Genomic DNA, 19,777 nt, shown 5'->3' on the forward strand with positions numbered 1-19,777 from the left:
GGAGGAGTTCGTTTGACCACATCTGCATTGCAAAACAGTATCGTCAAAGATATGGGGCTTGCTTCAGAGGGCCATTTGAAAATTGATTGGGTCGAGGCGCATATGCCGGTGCTAAACAGGATTCGGCGTCAGTTTGAGCAAGATCTGCCTTTCAAAGGTCTGAAGGTTTCGATCTGTCTTCACCTGGAAGCCAAGACAGCGTATCTGGCAAAAGTCATTCAAGCTGGTGGAGCTGATGTGACGATTACGCACAGTAATCCGTTATCCACTCAAGATGATGTTTGCGCCGCTTTGGTAGAAGACGGTGTTACGGTTTATGCAAAATATAATCCGGAGCCAGCTGAATTCAAGGCGTTGCAACTTCGTGCTCTTGAAGTGAAGCCTGATCTGATCATTGATGATGGCGGAGATTTTGCAACGATTATTGCTTCTGAACGTCCTGAACTTGCGGCGACCATTCGCGGAGGTGCAGAAGAAACGACAACGGGTATTATCCGCTTGAAAGCTTTGGCGAAAGAAGGACGATTGAAATTCCCGATGGTTGCGGTAAATGATGCTTATTGCAAATATCTGTTTGATAATCGTTACGGTACGGGGCAATCTGCTTTTGATGGTATCATTCGTACAACGAACTTGGTGGTTGCCGGGAAAAATGTCGTTGTTGCCGGGTATGGCTGGTGTGGTAAAGGTGTGGCTATGCGCGCAAAAGGGTTGGGTGCAAATGTCATTGTCACTGAAATCGACCCGATTAAAGCAGTGGAAGCACATATGGATGGTTTCCGAGTGATGACGATGCTTGAAGCGGCGAAGATTGGTGACTTCTTTATCGCAGTGACAGGCAACAAGGATGTTATTACAGGAGAACATTATGATGTCATGAAAGACGGAGCTATTTTAAGTAATGCAGGTCACTTTGACGTTGAGGTTAACAAACCTGAGCTTGCGAAACGTTCAGAATCTATTCGGACCGTGCGTCGCAATATTGAGGAGTATCGCTTCAAAGATGGTCGTAAAATGTATCTTCTCGCAGAAGGACGCTTGGTAAATCTGGGAGCTGCTGACGGACATCCGGCCGAAATTATGGATACCACATTTGCTCTTCAAGCTCTAGGACTGCGTTATGTTAGTGAAAACTACGAAAGCCTTGGCAAAAACGTAGTTAATGTTCCTTACGAAATTGATCAACAGGTGGCAAGTTACAAGCTGGAAAGTCTGAATATTGCCATTGATTCCTTATCAACTGAGCAAGAAAAGTATCTGGATAGTTGGAAATTTTAAAGGTTCATCCAATAATTACAAGCGGATAAACTGCTTCAATAGATGTAAAATGGTGTATTGATGATATGGCTCATGTACGGGTGCACATACGATTGCCCGTAACCGGGAAACGTCTCTGATCCTGAATGACAGGATCAGAGACGTTTTTTTTGGGTGGAATCAAATAAAAATGCAGGTATGTCAAGAAGGGTTTTGATTTTTTTAACCGAATCTATTATGCTTAGGTGGTGGAAAGTGGGGCAAAGTGGGGCAAATAGGTGAGGAGTGAGTGGAACAATGTTTATGGGCGAGTTTCAACATAGCATTGATGACAAAGGTCGGGTTATTATTCCGGCCAAATTCCGCGAATCTCTTGGAGCCTCTTTCGTTGTCACACGAGGTTTGGATCAATGTCTTTTCGTGTACCCCATGGAGGAGTGGGGGGTCATGGAACAGAAGCTCAAAGCACTGCCACTGATGAAATCCGATGCACGTGCATTTACCCGTTTTTTTTTCTCGGGTGCAACTGAATGTGAACTGGACAAACAGGGCAGGGTAAATCTGCCGGGCAACTTGAGAGAGTATGCCAAATTGGACAAGGATTGTGTTGTTCTTGGCGTGTCGAACCGGGTGGAGATTTGGAGCAAAGGCATATGGGAAAGTTATTTCAATCAATCCGAAGAAGCATTCAACGACATTGCCGAAAAGCTGGTTGATTTTAATTTTGAATTATAAAGTAAGGAGGGGTGCAGGTTGTTTCACCACATCACCGTACTCAAAGAAGAGGCAACTGAGGGACTAAACATCAAGCAGGACGGTATTTACGTGGACTGCACTTTAGGCGGCGCGGGACACAGCTCCGTGATTGCATCCAAGTTAGGCCCAGGGGGACGTCTGATCGCACTTGATCAGGATGATTGGGCTTTGGACAATGCACGCGAGAAACTCGCTGCTTATGAAAACCAGGTAACATTGGTGAAAACCAATTTTAGAGATTTGGAACAGATTCTCAAGGATCTTGACCTTCCTATGAAGGATGGTATACCACAGGTCGACGGGATTCTGTATGATCTGGGTGTGTCATCACCACAGTTTGACGAAGGGGAACGCGGGTTCAGTTATAATCACGATGCACCGCTGGATATGCGTATGGATCAGGATGCACTTCTGACGGCGAAAGAGATTGTGAATGAATGGCCTGAAGAAGAGATTGCCCGGATACTTTATCGCTATGGTGAAGAGAAGTTTTCCAGACGGATCGCTCGTGTCATTGTGAACAGACGTAGTGAGTCAGAGATCGAAACGACAGGGGAACTTGTGGAATTGATTAAGGAAGGCATTCCGGCAGCAGCCCGCCGCACAGGTGGACATCCTGCGAAGAGAAGTTTTCAGGCGCTGCGTATTGCTGTGAATGATGAACTGGGCGCTTTTGAAGAAGGCCTGCACCAAGCTGTTCGTTGTCTTGCGCCAGGGGGGCGTGTATCTGTTATTACTTTCCACTCTCTTGAGGACCGGATATGTAAACAGATCTTCAGCAGCTATCTCGAAAAATGTACATGTCCACCTGACTTTCCGTTATGTGTATGTGGTGGTAAAGGGACCTTGCGTCTCGTAAACCGAAAACCGCTTATGCCAACAGAAGCGGAACTGACCGAGAACTCTCGTGCGCGATCAGCGAAGCTGCGCGTAGCGGAGAAATTGTAGAACAAAGTGGAGGAGGAGCCTTCGAATGGCATATACACGTGGCAACCTAGCGGTCAAACAAAAAGCCCAAGAGCGTGTGACGCAGCAAAGGTACAAGGAAACAACCAAAGTCGTGACACGTCGCACTGGCCTGTCGGCTCGAGAAAAATTTTTATATCTGATCACGCTTGTTGCCGTCATTATTGTGGGTGGTGCCTTGATGTCTCGTTACGCTCATATTTATGAACTGAATAAACAGGCTCAGTCAACCATCGTAAAAATTAAAGATACCGAGAAGACCATTGCCGATTTGCAGGTGGAAAAAGAAAAGCTAAACAATCAGGTTATCGAGAATGCAAAAAATCTGGGTTACGTTGAAGCTTCCGATAAGGATGTCATTTTTGTACCACGCTCAACAACGAATACATCTACAGGTACTGAATCATCCTCGAATGCGTCCAGTAGCAAGTAAAGAGGTGATTCGATGGTAAAAAGAATAAAAATGCGCACGTTGTTAATAGGGGGATTCATTACCCTCTTTTTTCTTGTACTCGTAACCCGCATATTTTTCATTCAGGTGGTCAATGGTGGCAAATGGCAGGAACGTGCGGCTGGACTAATCGAAAGGGAACAGACGATTAAAGCCGCTCGGGGAACGATTACGGATCGAAATGGAAATGTGCTAGCTACGGATTCGCCGGCGTACACCGTCTCAGTTAACCCGCTTCTGATTAATCAACTAGGCATTCAGGACGAGGTGACCAAGAAGCTGTCTGCTCTGCTCAAGAAAAATGAGGGTGAGATGCGTGCTTTGGTCACAGCCAAGAATAAAGACGGGGAATTTTTTCAACAACGTGAAGTACGTAGTGAAGGATACAAAATTAGTCCCGAGCTTGCGGAAAAAGTCAAAGAATTGCGTAAAGAGCTGCAGGATCAATATAAGGCTGGCAACGCCATTGTCATGACGCAGGAATCGAAGAGGTTTTATCCGGAGGAAACATTGGCTTCGCACGTGCTCGGTTATATGAGTCGCGATGGCAAAGCTGTCAATGGGCTCGAAGTCTCGTATGATGATATGTTGACAGGTACAGATGGTTTCCTGAATTACCAAAAAGATGCCAAAGGTATCAAACTCCCGAATTCACAGGATAACTATTTACCGCCGAAAAACGGTAAAAACCTGAAACTGACGATTGATGATACTATCCAGTTTTATATTGAGAGTGCAATGAAAGAAACGGTTGCGAAATATAATCCGTTGAGTATGACCGTCATTGCAGCCGACCCAAACACGATGGAGATTCTGGGGATGGCCAACTGGCCAACGTTTAATCCGAATACGTATGCGAGCACGCCGGATCAGAAGAACTTTATCAACCATGCAACGCAATCGATCTATGAACCAGGTTCAACGTTCAAAATAGTGACGCTTGCGGGGGCCGTGGAAGAGAAACTGTTTGATCCGAATGCGACGTTTGAATCGAAGCGTATCTACATTGGTGGTTTTCCGATTAGTGATAACGGGCATACGTACGGACGCATCTCTTATCTCGAAGGAGTAAAGCGGTCAAGTAACATTGCTTTTGTTAACCTGGGATACAACATGCTCGGAGGAGAACGCCTGCGTCACTACATCGACCAGTTTGGTTTTGGTAAAAAGACAGGCATTGATCTGCCAAGTGAAGCTGCTTCTCCAATTAAACCTCTGATTTATAAATCAGAGATTGCTACCGCAGCATATGGGCATGGTCTCGTGCAGGTAACGCCAATGCAGCAGCTTTCTGCGATTTCAGCTATTGCCAACGGTGGTAAACTGCTTCAGCCTCATCTGGTGAAAGAAATTATCAATCCGAATGATGGTTCGACGGAAGTGATCAAACCGAAAGTGATTCGTCAGGTGATTTCGAAAGAATCAGCCAAGCTTGTTGGCGGGTATCTGGAGCAGGTCGTAGCAGATCAGACGATCGGTACAGGGCGTAATGCCTATATCGAAGGATACCGCGTTGCAGGTAAAACGGGAACAGCGAGAAAAGTTATCAACGGTCAATACAGTAAAAGCAAAGATGTGGTTTCATTTATTGGGTTTGCACCGGTCAACAATCCGAAAATTGCTATGCTGATTGTGATTGACCAGCCGGATGGGACGAACATTGGTGGAGGAACTGCAGCAGCTCCTGTGTTCAAAAAGGTTGTAAGTCAAACCCTGCAATATATGGGCGTTCCGAAAGACACAGCCAAAACAACAGACAAAAAATCAAAAGGAACATCTGTTGTTCAGGCTAAGGCTCCAGATCTGGGTGGTAAAACCGCTAAACAGGCTCGAAGTCAGCTTCTCAGTTCGGGTATTGCTTATGTGACACTTGGTCAAGGCGAAAATGTGATTCGGCAGTATCCACAGGCAGGTGCTTCTATGAATCCAGGGCAGCGAATCTATTTGCTCACAGAAGAAAGTAGTAAAATGAAGGTGCCAGATCTGACGGGTGAATCCCTTCGTGATGCCTTAGAGGTTCTTTCACTTATGAAGGTAGGCGTGACAGTCAAGGGTGAGGGATATGTCGTAAAGCAGAAGGAACAGATAGCGGGCGAGCAGCGAACGGTGCAACTGACATTACAGACGGCGAAAGCCGCAGTTACTGGTATCGCCGATGAAGCACCCGACTCATCCAATCCAGAAGCTACGAAGCAAGACAAAGATGCGACAACGGGTGAACAGGGTAAAGAAGAAGGCAAAGCTCCGTCAGGAAGCACGTCCAATCAAAGCCCATCTCAGACACAGAAGAGTGAAAGCGAGACATCTGATAAACCTGCGACTGGAGGGGCTTCCCTGCCATAAGCTTCATAGACAGCTTGTTCTAACCCCCGGTTGTCCTGAATATTCATGAATGAGACAGTTCATGATTTTGGGACGAGTGGGGGGATCTTTTCGTGAAGGGATCAAGTGTGAATCTGCGCCGCAGATTGTTATGGAGTTTATTAATTCTGGTGATGTTATTTTCGGCCTTGGTTATCAGGCTTGCTTATGTACAGTTGGGGAAAGGCCCGGAGTTATCGGCAAAAGCGGAAGAATCCTGGCGCCGCAACATTCCATACTCGGCTAAAAGGGGAGAGATTCTGGATCGAAACGGAACATCTCTGGCCTATAATGTGACAACCCCAACGATTATGGCTATCCCAGCTCAAGTCAAAGAAGCGGAGTCAACGGCCAAGTCGCTTGCACCGCTGTTAGGCATGACGGAAGAAAAAGTGCTGGCAACCATCAAGAAACGAGAATTGATCGTACGACTACAACCCGGTGGCCGCAAAATTACGATGGAGAAAGCACAGCGCATCCGTGATTTGAAGCTTCCGGGTATCGTTGTTGCTGAGGACAACAAACGTTTCTATCCATATGATGATCTGGCTGCTCATATTCTTGGTTTTACAGGGATTGATAATCAAGGACTGACTGGTGTAGAGAAAAGATATGATGACAAGCTGAATGGTTTGAATGGCAGCGTATCCTACTTGTCCGATGCGGCCGGAAGGCTCATGCCGGGCTCATCCGAGAAGTATGTGGAACCGAAGGACGGGCTTAACCTCAAGCTGACCATTGATAAATCTGTTCAGTCCATTATGGAACGGGAATTGGATCAGGCTATGGTTAAGTTTCAAGCTAATTCTGCTCTGGCGATTGCAATGAATCCCAAAACCGGTGAAATATTGGGTATGTCTAGCAGACCGGGCTACGAGCCGGCGGATTACCAGCAGTACCCGGCTGAGATTTATAACCGGAATTTGCCAATCTGGATGACTTATGAACCGGGTTCGACTTTTAAGATCATTACGCTGGCTGCTGCGCTGGAAGAAAAAAAGGTGAATCTGAAGCAGGATCAATTTTTTGATCCCGGATTTGTTGAAGTTGGCGGTGCACGTCTGCGTTGCTGGAAGAAGGGTGGTCATGGAAGCCAGACCTTCCTCCAAGTTGTGGAGAACTCCTGCAACCCGGGATTTGTTGCATTGGGACAGAAGCTTGGCAAAGAATCATTGTTCTCCTACATTAAAAATTTCGGTTTTGGCAAAAAAACTGGAATTGATCTCAGCGGAGAAGCTAGCGGTATTCTTTTCAAATTATCGAATGTTGGTCCTGTTGAACTTGCAACGACCGCTTTTGGCCAAGGTGTATCCGTAACCCCTATTCAGCAAGTTGCAGCGGTATCGGCTGCCATTAATGGAGGTAAACTCTTCAAACCTTATGTTACGAAAGCATGGGTGCATCCAGAAACCGGAGAGGTACTGGAAGAAGTGAAACCTGAACTGGTTCGCCAAGTGATTTCGGAGGAAACGTCAAAGCAAGTGCGTGAAGCACTCGAAAGCGTCGTGGCCAAAGGTACAGGGCGTCCAGCGTTTATCGATGGATACCGGGTTGGAGGTAAAACGGGTACAGCCCAGAAGGTCATCAATGGACGTTACTCCTCAAGCGAGCATATTGTATCTTTTATCGGATTTGCTCCGGCCGATGATCCACAGATCGTAGTGTATACGGCTGTTGACAATCCCAAAGGCATTCAGTTTGGGGGAGTGGTTGCCGCGCCAATCGTGCAAAACATTCTGGAAGACTCGCTGCATTATATGAATGTGCCCGTACGTAAAGATCAGCTCGCTAAAGAGTACAAATATGGTGAAACCAAAATTGTGACGGTTCCTGATCTTACGGGGGCTACGTTGGAAGATTTGTATGAGGATCTAAACATGAATTTTATGTTGGCGAAATCCGGCAGTGGTAAATACGTTATTAATCAGGCGCCTAAACCGGGAGCCAGGGTCGAGCAGGGCTCAACGATACGTATCTATATGGGGAATGTCCTGAAGGATGAGCATGATCATACAAAGCAAGAATGAAGGCTTCAAAGAGGGTTCTAGTAAGGATGAAGCGGAGTTTCAGACTCTCACCGCAACAAATTCCATAGGATCGCGTTTCATTATTTGGTGATATGGTCGATATTATTATTACAGGAATCTGTGGATACAGAAGTATATTTGGAAAAGTGAGGTTATTCATGTGCTTTTAAAACAGTTTGAATCCAAGTTGATTACCGCCCGTCTCGTGGGCGACCCCCATACAGAATGTCACAACCTTCAGACAGATTCCCGGCAGGTTAAACCGGGTGATCTGTTTATCTGTCTTCCGGGGCATACGGTGGATGGACATGATTATGCTGATAAAGCAGTGCAGGCCGGTGCAGCGGCTCTCGTTGTCGAGCGGCAGCTTGACTTGCCTGTGCCACAGTTAATTGTTAAAGACAGTCGCTTTGCGATGGCTGTTCTGTCTGACTTCTTTTTCGACTCGCCAAGCCGCAAAATGAAAATGATCGGTGTAACGGGCACCAACGGCAAAACAACAACGACGTATCTGATTGAAAAAATTATGAGTGATTACGGTCAGAAAACCGGGCTCATCGGCACCATTCAGATGCGTTATGATGGACGCACTTACCCGATGTCGGGAACAACACCTGAAGCACTTGATCTGCAACGCAGTTTGCATGATATGGTTCAGTCGGGTACGAACTGCTGTGTGATGGAGGTTTCGTCGCATGCATTGGAACAAGGCCGTGTGAAAGGCACAGATTTTCGTACCGCAGTATTCACAAACCTGACCCAGGACCATCTGGATTACCATCATTCGATGGAAGAGTATCGCGGGGCTAAAGGACTGTTCTTTGCGCGGCTAGGTAATGGGTACGCAGAAGATGATTCTCAGCGTAAGTATGCAGTTATCAATGCGGACGATTCGGCTGCCGCATATTTCACTTCCGTAACGGCTGCTGAGGTCATTACATATGGCATGGAAGAAAATGCGGATGTGCATGCATCTGCAATCTCAATTACGGCTCAAGGAACCTCCTTCCATGTAGATACCTTTGCGGGTAGTACAGACATCGAGTTGCGGATGGTGGGCAAGTTCAACGTATACAATGCGATGGCTGCGATCTCGGCAACGTTGGTGGAGGGCGTTCCACTGGAAGAAATCAAGCGTAGTCTGGAAACTGTACCGGGGGTGGACGGCAGAGTTGAAGCTGTCAATGAAGGTCAGGCATTCGCGGTTATCGTGGATTATGCTCATACACCGGATGGACTGGAGAATGTGCTTCGCACAGTCAAAGAGTTTGCTGAAGGTCGTGTCATCTGTGTATTTGGCTGCGGCGGTGACAGGGATCGGACGAAACGACCGTTGATGGGGAAAATTGCTGCGAAGTACAGTGACTTTGTATTAGTGACTTCCGACAACCCGCGGACTGAAGGTCCTGATCTGATTTTAAAGGATATAGAGCAAGGTTTGCTGGAAGAGTCCGTTTCATCTGAACGGTACACGATGATTGTGGATCGCCGCCAGGCAATTCATGAAGCTATTGAAATGGCAAGCCCAGCCGATGTAGTATTGATTGCGGGCAAGGGTCATGAGACTTATCAAATTATCGGAACAACCAAGACGGATTTCGATGACCGGATCATAGCCAAAGAAGCGATAAGGGGCAAATCCAATTGATAAAACGAACATTGGCGCAAATCGCCGACATGTGCGGTGGCACACTAAGTGACGCTGTGGTTAATAGCGAAGTTATAACCGAAGGGGTATTTACGGATTCACGTAAACCCGTGGCAGGAAGTTTGTTTATCCCCTTGGTGGGTGAACGTTTTGATGGACATGAGTTCGTGCAAGCTTGTCTGGAGCAAGGTGCTGCGGGTGCAATGTGGCAAAAGGATCATGGCGTTCCACCACAGGGAACGGTTATTTTGGTGGACGATACACTTGTTGCATTACAGACGCTTGCATCGGCGTATCTTGCTGAGAACAAGGCATCTGTCGTTGGCATTACAGGCAGTAACGGTAAAACAACGACAAAGGATATTGTGGATGCTCTTCTCTCGACCACATTTAAAGTGCATAAAACGCAAGGCAATTTCAACAATCATATCGGTCTGCCATTAACAGTATTGAGCATGGCTCCGGATACGGAAATCATTATTTTGGAGATGGGCATGAGCGGTCGTGGCGAAATCCGTGATCTCTCTGTCATTGCTCAGCCGGATGCAGCAATCATCACTAACATTGGCGAATCACATTTGCTTCAGCTTGGCTCAAGACTAGAGATTGCAAGAGCGAAGGCTGAAATTGCGGCTGGAATGAAACCTGGCGGAGTACTCATCTACAACGGAGACGAGCCTTTAATCGCTCAGGTGCTTGAAGAATCTGCAACTAAACAACCTGAGGGCATGCAACGCTTTACCTTTGGGCTACAAGCCGAGAATGATGATTTTCCAACAGGGCTCATGAATGCGCAGAACGGGATGGTGTTTACAACCAAGCAGTCTGGAGACAAAGCATATACACTCCCGCTGCTGGGCACGCACAATGTAATTAACTGTCTGGCAGCCATGGCTGTAGCACGTCATTTTGGAGTTACTCCAGAAAACATGGCGGCAGGTTTGTCACAGTTGAAATTGACAGGCATGCGTATTGAAGTTACACAGGCAGTTAGCGGACTCACGCTCCTGAATGATGCATATAATGCAAGCCCGACTTCCATGAGGGCTGCAATCGATGTGTTAGAAGGGTTAAAAGGATATCGGATGAAAGTGGCTGTACTGGGAGATATGCTGGAGTTAGGCCCTGAAGAGCAACAGCTTCATCATGGCATCGGGACGTATATTACTCCTGCCAAGTTGGATAGAGTGCTGGTATACGGATCGTTATCTTTGCAGATTGCCGAAGGCGCCAAAAAGCATATGGAAGCTGAAGCTGTGCATGCTTTTGAGAGCAAAGAAGAGTTGACCCGTTATTTACTGGATAACCTTCATCCAAAGGACGTTGTCCTGTTTAAAGCCTCACGAGGCATGAAACTGGAGGATGTGGCTCAAGCACTGCAAACAGCATCATTACACAATCGAGTAGACTAGAGGGGTGAACCCATGGATTTTCAGGTATTACTGTTAACAATCGGCGTTTCATTTATTTTGGCGGTGATTGCCGCACCGCTGCTGATCCCGCTTTTGCGGAGAATGAAATTTGGGCAGCAGGTCAGGGAAGACGGACCTCAGAGCCATTTGAAAAAAAGCGGAACACCAACGATGGGCGGCGTTGTTATTTTACTTGCGTTCACGCTGGCTTTTCTTAAATTCTCAGCGGTCAAGAACACAGACTTCTATGTGCTGCTTGTCGCTACACTGGGATTTGGTCTTATCGGTTTTTTGGATGACTATATCAAAATAGTATTCAAGCGCTCGCTTGGACTGACAGCTAAACAAAAAATGCTGGGGCAACTTCTTTTCAGTGGCCTGATGTGTTATTTGCTTATTCAAAACGGACATAGCACTGCGATTTCCATTCCAGGAACTTCAGTTTCATTTGACTGGACGGGATGGTTCTATTATCCATTTGTTGTGTTTATGATGCTTGCTATTACGAATGCGGTTAATTTTACGGATGGTCTCGATGGGCTTCTTTCCGGTGTTAGTGCAATTGCTTTTGGCGCATTTGCAATTGTGGCAATGCAGGCAACGTCGATGCCAGCGGCTGTGTGTGCAGCTGCCATGATTGGAGCAGTCCTTGGATTTCTGGTCTACAATGCACATCCGGCGAAAGTTTTTATGGGTGATACGGGTTCACTCGGCATCGGTGGAGCCATCGGCGCAATTGCAATCGTTACGAAGACAGAGCTTCTTTTCCTTGTCATCGGTGGTATTTTTGTCATTGAAGTCCTGTCCGTTGTGATTCAAGTTGTATCTTTCAAAACCCGCGGTAAACGTGTGTTCAAAATGAGCCCGATCCATCATCACTTTGAGCTTAGTGGCTGGTCTGAATGGCGGGTTGTTATTACCTTTTGGGCGGTAGGTGCCATTTTGGCCGCTCTTGGACTTTATCTCAACAAGGGGCTGTAAATTATGAACCATCCAGAAACATATCGCGGACAACAAGTCGTTGTGCTTGGTCTTGCCAAGAGCGGGGTACAAGTTGCCAAGGTACTGCATCGTGCCGGGGCTGACGTTACTGTAAATGATAAAAAAGACAGGGAACAGTGTCCCGAAGCTTCCGAGTTGGAGGCTTTGGGAATTTCTGTTGTATGCGGAGGCCATCCTGATAATCTGATTCATAGTGATGTGAAGCTGGTTGTTAAAAACCCAGGTATTCCATATCATGCGGCTCCTGTGCAGCATGCCCTTGAACTAGGCATCGAAGTGGTGACCGAGGTAGAGGTGGCCTATCACCTCTGCGGGGCACCTATCATCGGCATTACCGGTTCTAACGGTAAAACGACGACGACAACATGGGTAGGTAACATGCTGAAGCAAGCAGGTTTGAATCCTATTGTTGCCGGTAATATTGGAACACCTCTCTGCGAAGCGGCAGTGCAGGCTGCAGCTAATAACTGGATGGTTGTTGAGCTAAGCAGCTTCCAACTGAAAGGCACAGTGGAGTTTCGTCCACGTATTGCAGCGTTGCTTAATGTGGCAGAGACGCATCTGGATTATCACGGGGGCATGGAAGATTATGTGGCTTCCAAAGCAAAACTGTTTGCCAACCAGGAGTCGGATGACGTCGCTATCCTCAATTGGGATGATGCAGTATGCCGTGAACTGGTTCCGTATATCAAGTCCAGACTAATTCCGTTCTCGTTGACGGAAAAACTTGAAACAGGCGTGTATGCAGATCCGCCTTATGTCGATGGAGAAGAAGATGACGTGAAACGTCAAGTGATCTATGCGGACGGCACTGGCAATCAGCAGATGATTATTGATGTGGAGGACATTGGGATACCGGGACGCTTCAATGTGGGCAACGCGCTGGCTGCAGTAGCTATTGCGATTGCAGCTGGTGCTGACCCGTCCATGCTGGCTGCTCCGCTATCTGACTTCAAAGGAGTTGAACACCGTCTGGAGTATGTGCTTGAGCACAATGGATCGGTGTATTATAACAATTCCAAAGCCACCAATTCCAAAGCGACGGTAATGGCGCTGAATTCCTTCAAGGAACCTGTTGTACTGATTGCTGGGGGACTGGACCGTGGTTCAGATATGATGGAACTGTTGCCCGTATTCGAGGAGCGTGTCAAAGCACTGGTAGTGCTTGGCGAAAACCGTGCCAAAATTGCTAAAGTCGCTGAGCTTGCGGGATTAAAGCAAATCAAGGTCGTCGATAATGAGGAGAACGCTGCCCGTACGTTGACGGTTGCCGTTCAGGAAGCAGCAAAGCTGGCTGAGTCGGGGGATGTTGTTTTGTTATCCCCTGCATGTGCAAGCTGGGACATGTTTGCATCCTACGAAGAACGGGGACGCATTTTTAAAGAGGCGGCGCATAACTTGTAAGTAGGGGGGTGGAAAAGCCCCTACTTCCATGCAAGGGGTGGCCTCCTGATGAAACAGACGCGACCGGCGCCGGATATTTGGCTCCTGATTTGTATTTTGGCTCTGCTTGCCATCGGCATCATTATGGTATACAGCGCAGGCTCGGTGCTTGCCTTCCGCAACTATGGCGATTCATTTTATTTTGTGAAAAGACAAGTTTTATTCGCCGTGCTTGGGCTTGTAGCGATGTTTGTAACGGCTAACGTGGATTACAGGGTATGGAGAAAGTATGCCAAACCGATATTAATCGTTTGTTTTATTATGTTGATTGCGGTATTAATTCCAGGAATCGGTGTCGTTCGCGGCGGTGCACGCAGCTGGCTGGGGATTGGCTCTTTCGGTATTCAGCCTTCGGAGTTCATGAAGCTGGGTATGATCTTGTTTTTGGCTCATTGGCTGAGCAAAGATCCTGGTAAGATCAAAATCTTTACAACCGGACTATTGCCTCCGCTTGGGTTGATCGGGCTGGCTTTTGGCATTATCATGTTGCAGCCCGATTTGGGTACAGGCACCGTGATGATGGGGGCGTCCATGCTCATTATTTTCACAACCGGTGCACGCATGAAACATCTGGCTTTGCTTGCGCTTGGGGGAATTGCAGGGTTTGCGGCACTGATTGCAGCGGCACCTTATCGCTTGCAGCGAATTACAGCGTTTATGGATCCTTGGTCTGACCCACTTGGAGCCGGTTATCAGATCATTCAGTCACTCTATGCGATTGGTCCGGGTGGACTGGCTGGTCTGGGGCTGGGGATGAGCAGGCAAAAGTACAGTTATGTGCCTGAACCGCAGACGGACTTTATTTTTAGTATTTTGGCGGAAGAACTTGGTTTTATTGGTGGAATGATTGTTTTATTATTGTTTCTGGTGCTGGTGTGGAGAGGAATGCGTATAGCGATGACCGTTCCAGATGCCTTTGGTAGTCTGCTGGGTGTGGGCATCATTGGCATGGTTGCTGTACAAGTCATTATTAATATCGGTGTAGTTATTGGGCTGATGCCTGTCACGGGTATTACGCTGCCGCTGATCAGTTATGGCGGATCGTCATTGACTCTCATGCTTACAGCACTGGGCATATTAGTGAATTTATCCCGTTATGCGAGGTGACTTATACGATGCGAGTCGTTCTTAGCGGCGGCGGTACAGGAGGACATATCTATCCGGCCGTTGCCATAGCAAGGCAGTGCGAGGCGGTGAATCCCGACTCGACGTTTTTATACATTGGTGGAACCCGCGGACTTGAAAGTAAACTGGTTCCTCAGGAAGACATCCCTTTTAAATCGATTGATATTACTGGTTTTCGACGTAAGTTGTCCTTTGAAAATGTGAAGACCATCATGCGTTTTGTTCAGGGCGTACGCAAGTCCAAAAAAATGCTGAAGGAATTCAAGCCTGATGTTGTCATCGGTACAGGCGGTTATGTCTGCGGGCCTGTTGTGTATGCAGCGGCGAAGCTGGGAATCCCGAGTGTGATTCATGAACAGAATGCAATTCCAGGTCTGACGAACAAGTTCTTAATGCGTTATGTAGACACGGTGGCTGTTAGCTTCGAAGGTTCTGAAAAATCATTCTCCGGTGCCAAAAAGGTAATCTACACCGGTAATCCGCGAGCAACAACAGTAGCTCAAGCCAGCCGGAATCGTGGGTTTGCGACATTAGGTGTTCCGATGGACAGCCGTGTTGTGCTTGTCGTTGGCGGTAGTCGTGGAGCCAAAGCGATCAATCAGGCGATGATCGAGATGGCAGCGTTGCTGGAACAACTGGATGATGTACATGTGGTTTACGTTACAGGTGAAACCTATTTTGATGAAACCCGTGAAGCGATTCGTAGCTCTTTGGGAACGATGCCTAATCATCTGCATGTACTTCCTTATGTTCATAACATGCCTGAAGTGCTCGCTTGCACCTCTCTGATTGTCAATCGTGCTGGAGCATCATTCCTGGCGGAAATTACATCGCTGGGCATTCCATCGATTCTGATTCCGTCACCAAACGTAACCAACAATCATCAGGAGGCTAATGCGCGTACGCTTGAAAAAGGAGGAGCTTCGCTCACGATGCTGGAGAGAGATCTTACAGGCAAGGGCCTGTATGAAGCGATCGCAGGTATCATGAATGATGAATCAGGGCGTAAGCAGATGGCAGAGGCTTCTCGAAAATTAGGGAAACCGGACGCGGCAGAAGTGCTTGTAAATGAAATCAAGCGTCTTGTTGCAGGGCGTTAATGTGTGTTAGTGGGCGATTGTCACACACTAGACGGGACTGACATAAGATACCTTATAAATCGTGACAATCGTTCCATGATGCCGCAGTACAGCATTCATACCGGAGAAGGTGCACCTTTTGTAAGACTATAGGTCTATCCAGCGGCATCTCCCATATGGATTGGTGAAATTAAGAAATGGATTGCAGGTATTCATGGATCGGATGTGTCACGGATATTTCATTCGCTGAATTTGTACTGGAAACAATGGATTTGCATTTCATTGTTCTCACAGGCCAAGCGACAGCAGAGGACGTCTTCACCCATTTACAGTCTAATCGTAGCACTATATCATCTCATGGCGGTATTCATCTGGTACCGTATGTCTTCGAAGTGGGTGAGCGTAAACCCCGGAGGTGATACATTGGACAAATTGGTGATTGAAGGCGGGAGACCCCTATCAGGATCCATACGCATCCATGGAGCAAAAAATGCTGCTTTACCGATTATGGCCGCAAGTTTGCTCGCAGACGGAGAAATTACGCTGCACAACGTTCCACACTTGCTGGACATCGAAGTAATGCTGTATATCCTGGAACGGCTTGGATGCACATGTCGGCATAATCAGGGAACAGTGACGATCAATACGTCGCTGATCCGGTCACATGATGTGCCAGAAGATCTGATGAAGCAAATGCGCTCTTCCATTTTTCTAATGGGGCCGTTGCTTGCTAGGTTTGGGAGAGTATCCGTCTATCAGCCAGGCGGCTGTGCGATCGGAGAGCGCAAAATTGATCTTCACCTCCGGGGTCTGGAAGCACTCGGAGCACAGATTGAAGAGCAAGATCAGCAAATCATCTGTTACGGCTCCAATCTGATCGGTACAGATATTCATCTGGATTTTCCTAGTGTAGGAGCCACGGAGAACATCATGATGGCCGCTGTGCTTGCCGAGGGCACAACGACAATTTTCAATGCAGCAAGGGAGCCTGAGATTCAGGATCTGCAGCATTTTCTGAATGCGATGGGTGCACGAATCATGGGTGCAGGCACCGATACGATTACGATAAGCGGTGTTGACAAACTGCAGCCATGCACCTATGAGATCATACCCGATCGTATTGTTGCCGGTACCGTCATGATTGCTGCTGCTGCAACGCGAGGCAATGTTACGCTTACACATTGCAATCCAGCACACCTTACTTCGCTTATACATGTGTTGAAGCGCACTGGTGTTCAAATCGCAGTCTGCAATGATATAATGACTGTGAGTTGTATGACACGTCCAAAATCAGTGGATCGTATCGTGACTTCTCCGTATCCTTCGTTCCCAACCGATCTTCAATCACAGATCATGGTGCTGCTCAGTCTGGCAGATGGATTCAGTGTAATGAAAGAGACTGTATTCGAGGGCCGGTTTAAACATGTAGATGAGCTGAACGTGATGGGAGCTGATATTTCTGTGGATCTAAACGCTGCGTTTATCCGCGGAGTGCCGAGGTTATATGGTGCTACTGTGGAGGCAACGGATCTTCGTGCAGGTGCAGCATTGGTTATTGCAGGTCTGGCGGCTCAAGGTAAAACCGTTGTAGAGCAAGTGCACCATATTGATAGGGGATATGATCGAATCGAAAAGTTATTCCAGAGTCTTGGTGCCTCGGTGGAGAGACAGTCAACTGTTTCGAAACAGTTGGATTTTGCCAATTAACGTCCTTGGCGTCCCCTTCTTTGATGAGGAGGGGGCCTGAGGCTTTGTGGAGCGTTATTATGCCTAAAAGTCAAATTCCGGTTCTCAAGGAGAATCGCCCTAAAAAAAACACAAGCCGTAAAATTGTAATCATCCTGTTATTACTATTTATTGTATTGCTGGCTGTATTATTCTTCCGTTCTTCAGTAAGCCGTATATCGGCCATCGAAATTACGGGTAATGTATACACGGCCACTTCGGTGTTGCTGGAAAAGAGCGGCCTGAAGGAAGGAGACCAGTTTTTTGGAACAAGTGCTTCCGAAATCATTGAACGTCTCAAAACGATTAAAGCTGTCTCAACGGTTACTGTGGACAAGCAATTCCCGGGTACAATTCATATCAAGGTTCAGGAATTTCCCACAGTCGCTTATGAGCTTGATTCAAGTGGAGCACTTAAAGCTATATTGTCCAGCGGGACCAGCCTGAATGTTCCGCCTACGATTGGTGTGGCGGTAGAGAAACCGATTCTTACACAATGGAAGCCAGATGATCCACTCAAAGCAAAACTGAGTGAGGCATTGGCTAAAATTCCGAATGAACTGACAACGGACATATCAGAAATTATTCCTAACCCGACATCATCATTTCCGGATCAGATTCGGATGTACACGAAGTCGCAGTTTGAAGTGATTACCACGATCTCGTTGTTAACGGATAAAGTGGAGTATTTGAATCAGGTGATTGAGACCGAACGACCTGGAAAAATTACGATGCTTGAGGCAGATACGTATGTGCCGTTTATTCCGGATAATCCCGAGGATGATGCTGAGCCGGGGGCAGGGCGCTGATGCCTGCCGTTACTTGGCGGTGCATTGCGTAAAAATGTAGACAGGAGCGGGCTCTGGCAACCGCTGACGTATGAAACTTGTGCTTTCTGAGATGAAGAAAAAATGGTACACTTGAACTTACGGCACATGAGTTGCCTCCTTCTTTTTTCTTCAAGGTTTTATGTTACACATCCAGAACTTGGCACCCAAAAAAATTGTAGAAAAAAGAGGGAAAGCCTAAACTGTGTTGAATATGTTTTAATGAGTGTTTGAACCCGAACGTATTTTACTATTGGAGTCAGGAGGTGCCACAGACTTGAGTAACAATGACATCATTGTTAGTTTGGACATCGGTACATCCAAAATTCGCGCTATTATTGGGGAAATTAACAATGGAACCTTTAATATTATTGGAGTTGGATCTGCCGACTCGGAAGGAATTCGCAAAGGTGTAATCGTAGATATCGATCAGACGGTGCAGTCGATTCGCAATGCAGTGGATCATGCAGAACGTATGGTAGGTATTCAAATATCCGAAGTATATGTTGGAATCTCAGGAAATCATATTGGACTGATGAGCAGTCACGGTGTGGTGGCAGTATCGAACGAGGATCGTGAGATCGGAGAAGAAGACATGGAGCGGGTGTTGAAAGCAGCCGAAGTCATTGCGGTTCCACCCGAACGGGAAATTATTGATGTTGTCGCCAAGCAATATGTTGTAGATGGCTTGGAGGGCATACAAGACCCGCGTGGGATGATTGGTGTTCGTCTGGAAGTTGAAGCAACCATTATTACGGGTGCAAAAACCGCGATACATAATCTTTTGCGCTGCGTGGAAAAAGCGGGATTAAAAGTGAGCGACCTTGTTCTCATGTCATTGGGAGCTGGCCAGTTAGCTTTATCCAAAGATGAGAAAACGATGGGCTCTGTGCTGGTGGATATCGGAGCAGGAGCTACAACGATCGCCATCTTTGAAGAGGACAGTCTGGTTGCAACGTCAACACTGCCAATCGGCGGGGAGTTTGTAACCAATGATATTGCGTATGGCTTGCGCACTCTCACAGATCAGGCAGAGAAAGTGAAGCTGAAATACGGCTGTGCCTGGCTTGATGATGCTGCTGCAGATGTGATGTTCAAAGTTACGCGCATTGGCAGTAATGTAGACAAGGAGTTTTCACAAGAGGATCTGGCTGCTATTATCGAACCTAGGGTTCAGGAAATATTCCAGATGATCGGACAAGAAGTCAAACGCCTTGGTTACAACGAGTTACCTGGAGGTTATATACTAACGGGAGGCACGGTCTCTATGCCTGGTGTACTACAAGTAGCACAGCATGAGCTTGCTGCTTCGGTACGCGTAGCCGTTCCAGATTACATTGGTGTCCGTGATCCTGGATTTACCAGTGGTGTTGGTATTCTACACAATGTTATTCGCAGTTTGCGCATCAGGCCCTCGAGCAGTAACGGCGGTCATAACAACAACACCAATAGCAAGAAACCGACGAACCGTCCGAAGCCAAATGCGGCACAGGAATCGGAGCAAAAACCCGGTCTGTTCGAGCGACTGAAGAATATGTTCAGTGAATTTATATAACAGGTTGGATCCATTTCATACATTCTTGAAGCCGTCTGAATGCGCTGGTACTAACAGAAACGCTTTCGTTCGTCGATATATGAAATTGATTCGGTTCAAATCAAAAATTGGACGGGCCATCCATGCACATTGAGGGGGAGATG

15 protein-coding genes are annotated in these 19,777 nt (G+C 47.1%); all 15 read left to right on the top strand.

Annotated features, from left to right (window positions below):
* Positions 1-12 precede the first annotated feature (12 nt).
* The 15 genes from ACR8BL_RS25530 (at position 13) to ftsA (ending at position 19,634) form a co-directional block, all read left to right on the top strand.
* The gene (locus ACR8BL_RS25530) at positions 13-1,278 is read left to right on the top strand and encodes an adenosylhomocysteinase (protein ID WP_434750133.1); all 1,266 of its coding nucleotides are present in this window, start codon (positions 13-15) and stop codon (positions 1,276-1,278) included.
* A gap of 276 nt (positions 1,279-1,554) precedes the next feature.
* The gene (gene mraZ, locus ACR8BL_RS25535; protein WP_434753249.1) at positions 1,555-1,992 is read left to right on the top strand and encodes a division/cell wall cluster transcriptional repressor MraZ; all 438 of its coding nucleotides are present in this window, start codon (positions 1,555-1,557) and stop codon (positions 1,990-1,992) included.
* Positions 1,993-2,010: 18 nt separating this feature from the next.
* Positions 2,011-2,961 (top strand): 16S rRNA (cytosine(1402)-N(4))-methyltransferase RsmH, encoded by a 951-nt coding sequence (gene rsmH, locus ACR8BL_RS25540; protein ID WP_434750134.1) that lies wholly within the window; start codon positions 2,011-2,013, stop codon positions 2,959-2,961.
* A 25-nt stretch (positions 2,962-2,986) separates the two neighbouring features.
* Positions 2,987-3,412, top strand: coding sequence for a hypothetical protein (locus tag ACR8BL_RS25545; protein WP_434750135.1), 426 nt, complete (start codon positions 2,987-2,989; stop codon positions 3,410-3,412).
* Between the two features lie 12 nt (positions 3,413-3,424).
* Entirely contained in the window at positions 3,425-5,773 is a 2,349-nt protein-coding gene (locus tag ACR8BL_RS25550) for a penicillin-binding transpeptidase domain-containing protein (protein WP_434750136.1), read from the top strand.
* A gap of 92 nt (positions 5,774-5,865) precedes the next feature.
* Positions 5,866-7,818, top strand: coding sequence for a stage V sporulation protein D (locus tag ACR8BL_RS25555; RefSeq protein WP_434750137.1), 1,953 nt, complete (start codon positions 5,866-5,868; stop codon positions 7,816-7,818).
* Positions 7,819-7,978: 160 nt separating this feature from the next.
* Positions 7,979-9,466: a UDP-N-acetylmuramoyl-L-alanyl-D-glutamate--2,6-diaminopimelate ligase gene (locus ACR8BL_RS25560; protein ID WP_434750138.1), complete on the top strand. Its 1,488-nt coding sequence runs from the start codon at positions 7,979-7,981 to the stop codon at positions 9,464-9,466.
* The gene (locus tag ACR8BL_RS25565; protein WP_434753250.1) at positions 9,466-10,878 is read left to right on the top strand and encodes a UDP-N-acetylmuramoyl-tripeptide--D-alanyl-D-alanine ligase; all 1,413 of its coding nucleotides are present in this window, start codon (positions 9,466-9,468) and stop codon (positions 10,876-10,878) included. The genes ACR8BL_RS25560 and ACR8BL_RS25565 overlap by 1 nt, the downstream gene beginning before the upstream one ends.
* Positions 10,879-10,890: 12 nt before the next feature.
* Complete coding sequence (gene mraY / locus ACR8BL_RS25570; protein ID WP_434750139.1) at positions 10,891-11,859, top strand: phospho-N-acetylmuramoyl-pentapeptide-transferase; 969 nt, start codon at positions 10,891-10,893, stop codon at positions 11,857-11,859.
* Between the two features lie 3 nt (positions 11,860-11,862).
* On the top strand, positions 11,863-13,284 hold the full coding sequence (gene murD, locus ACR8BL_RS25575; protein WP_434750140.1) for a UDP-N-acetylmuramoyl-L-alanine--D-glutamate ligase: 1,422 nt from the start codon (positions 11,863-11,865) through the stop codon (positions 13,282-13,284).
* A 48-nt stretch (positions 13,285-13,332) separates the two neighbouring features.
* Positions 13,333-14,430, top strand: a complete 1,098-nt coding sequence (gene spoVE, locus ACR8BL_RS25580) for a stage V sporulation protein E (protein ID WP_434750141.1) — start codon at positions 13,333-13,335, stop codon at positions 14,428-14,430.
* 8 nt (positions 14,431-14,438) lie between these two features.
* A complete protein-coding gene (gene murG / locus ACR8BL_RS25585) occupies positions 14,439-15,548 on the top strand; it encodes an undecaprenyldiphospho-muramoylpentapeptide beta-N-acetylglucosaminyltransferase (protein ID WP_434750142.1) in 1,110 nt (369 codons plus the stop codon).
* Between the two features lie 402 nt (positions 15,549-15,950).
* A complete protein-coding gene (gene murA, locus ACR8BL_RS25590) occupies positions 15,951-17,234 on the top strand; it encodes a UDP-N-acetylglucosamine 1-carboxyvinyltransferase (protein ID WP_434750143.1) in 1,284 nt (427 codons plus the stop codon).
* Between the two features lie 59 nt (positions 17,235-17,293).
* Positions 17,294-18,061 (top strand): cell division protein FtsQ/DivIB, encoded by a 768-nt coding sequence (locus ACR8BL_RS25595; protein WP_434750144.1) that lies wholly within the window; start codon positions 17,294-17,296, stop codon positions 18,059-18,061.
* A 295-nt stretch (positions 18,062-18,356) separates the two neighbouring features.
* Entirely contained in the window at positions 18,357-19,634 is a 1,278-nt protein-coding gene (gene ftsA / locus ACR8BL_RS25600; RefSeq protein ID WP_434750145.1) for a cell division protein FtsA, read from the top strand.
* Positions 19,635-19,777 lie beyond the last annotated feature (143 nt).

Origin of the sequence: Paenibacillus amylolyticus, assembly GCF_051136285.1 — a bacterium.
Classification (GTDB): domain Bacteria; phylum Bacillota; class Bacilli; order Paenibacillales; family Paenibacillaceae; genus Paenibacillus; species Paenibacillus amylolyticus_F.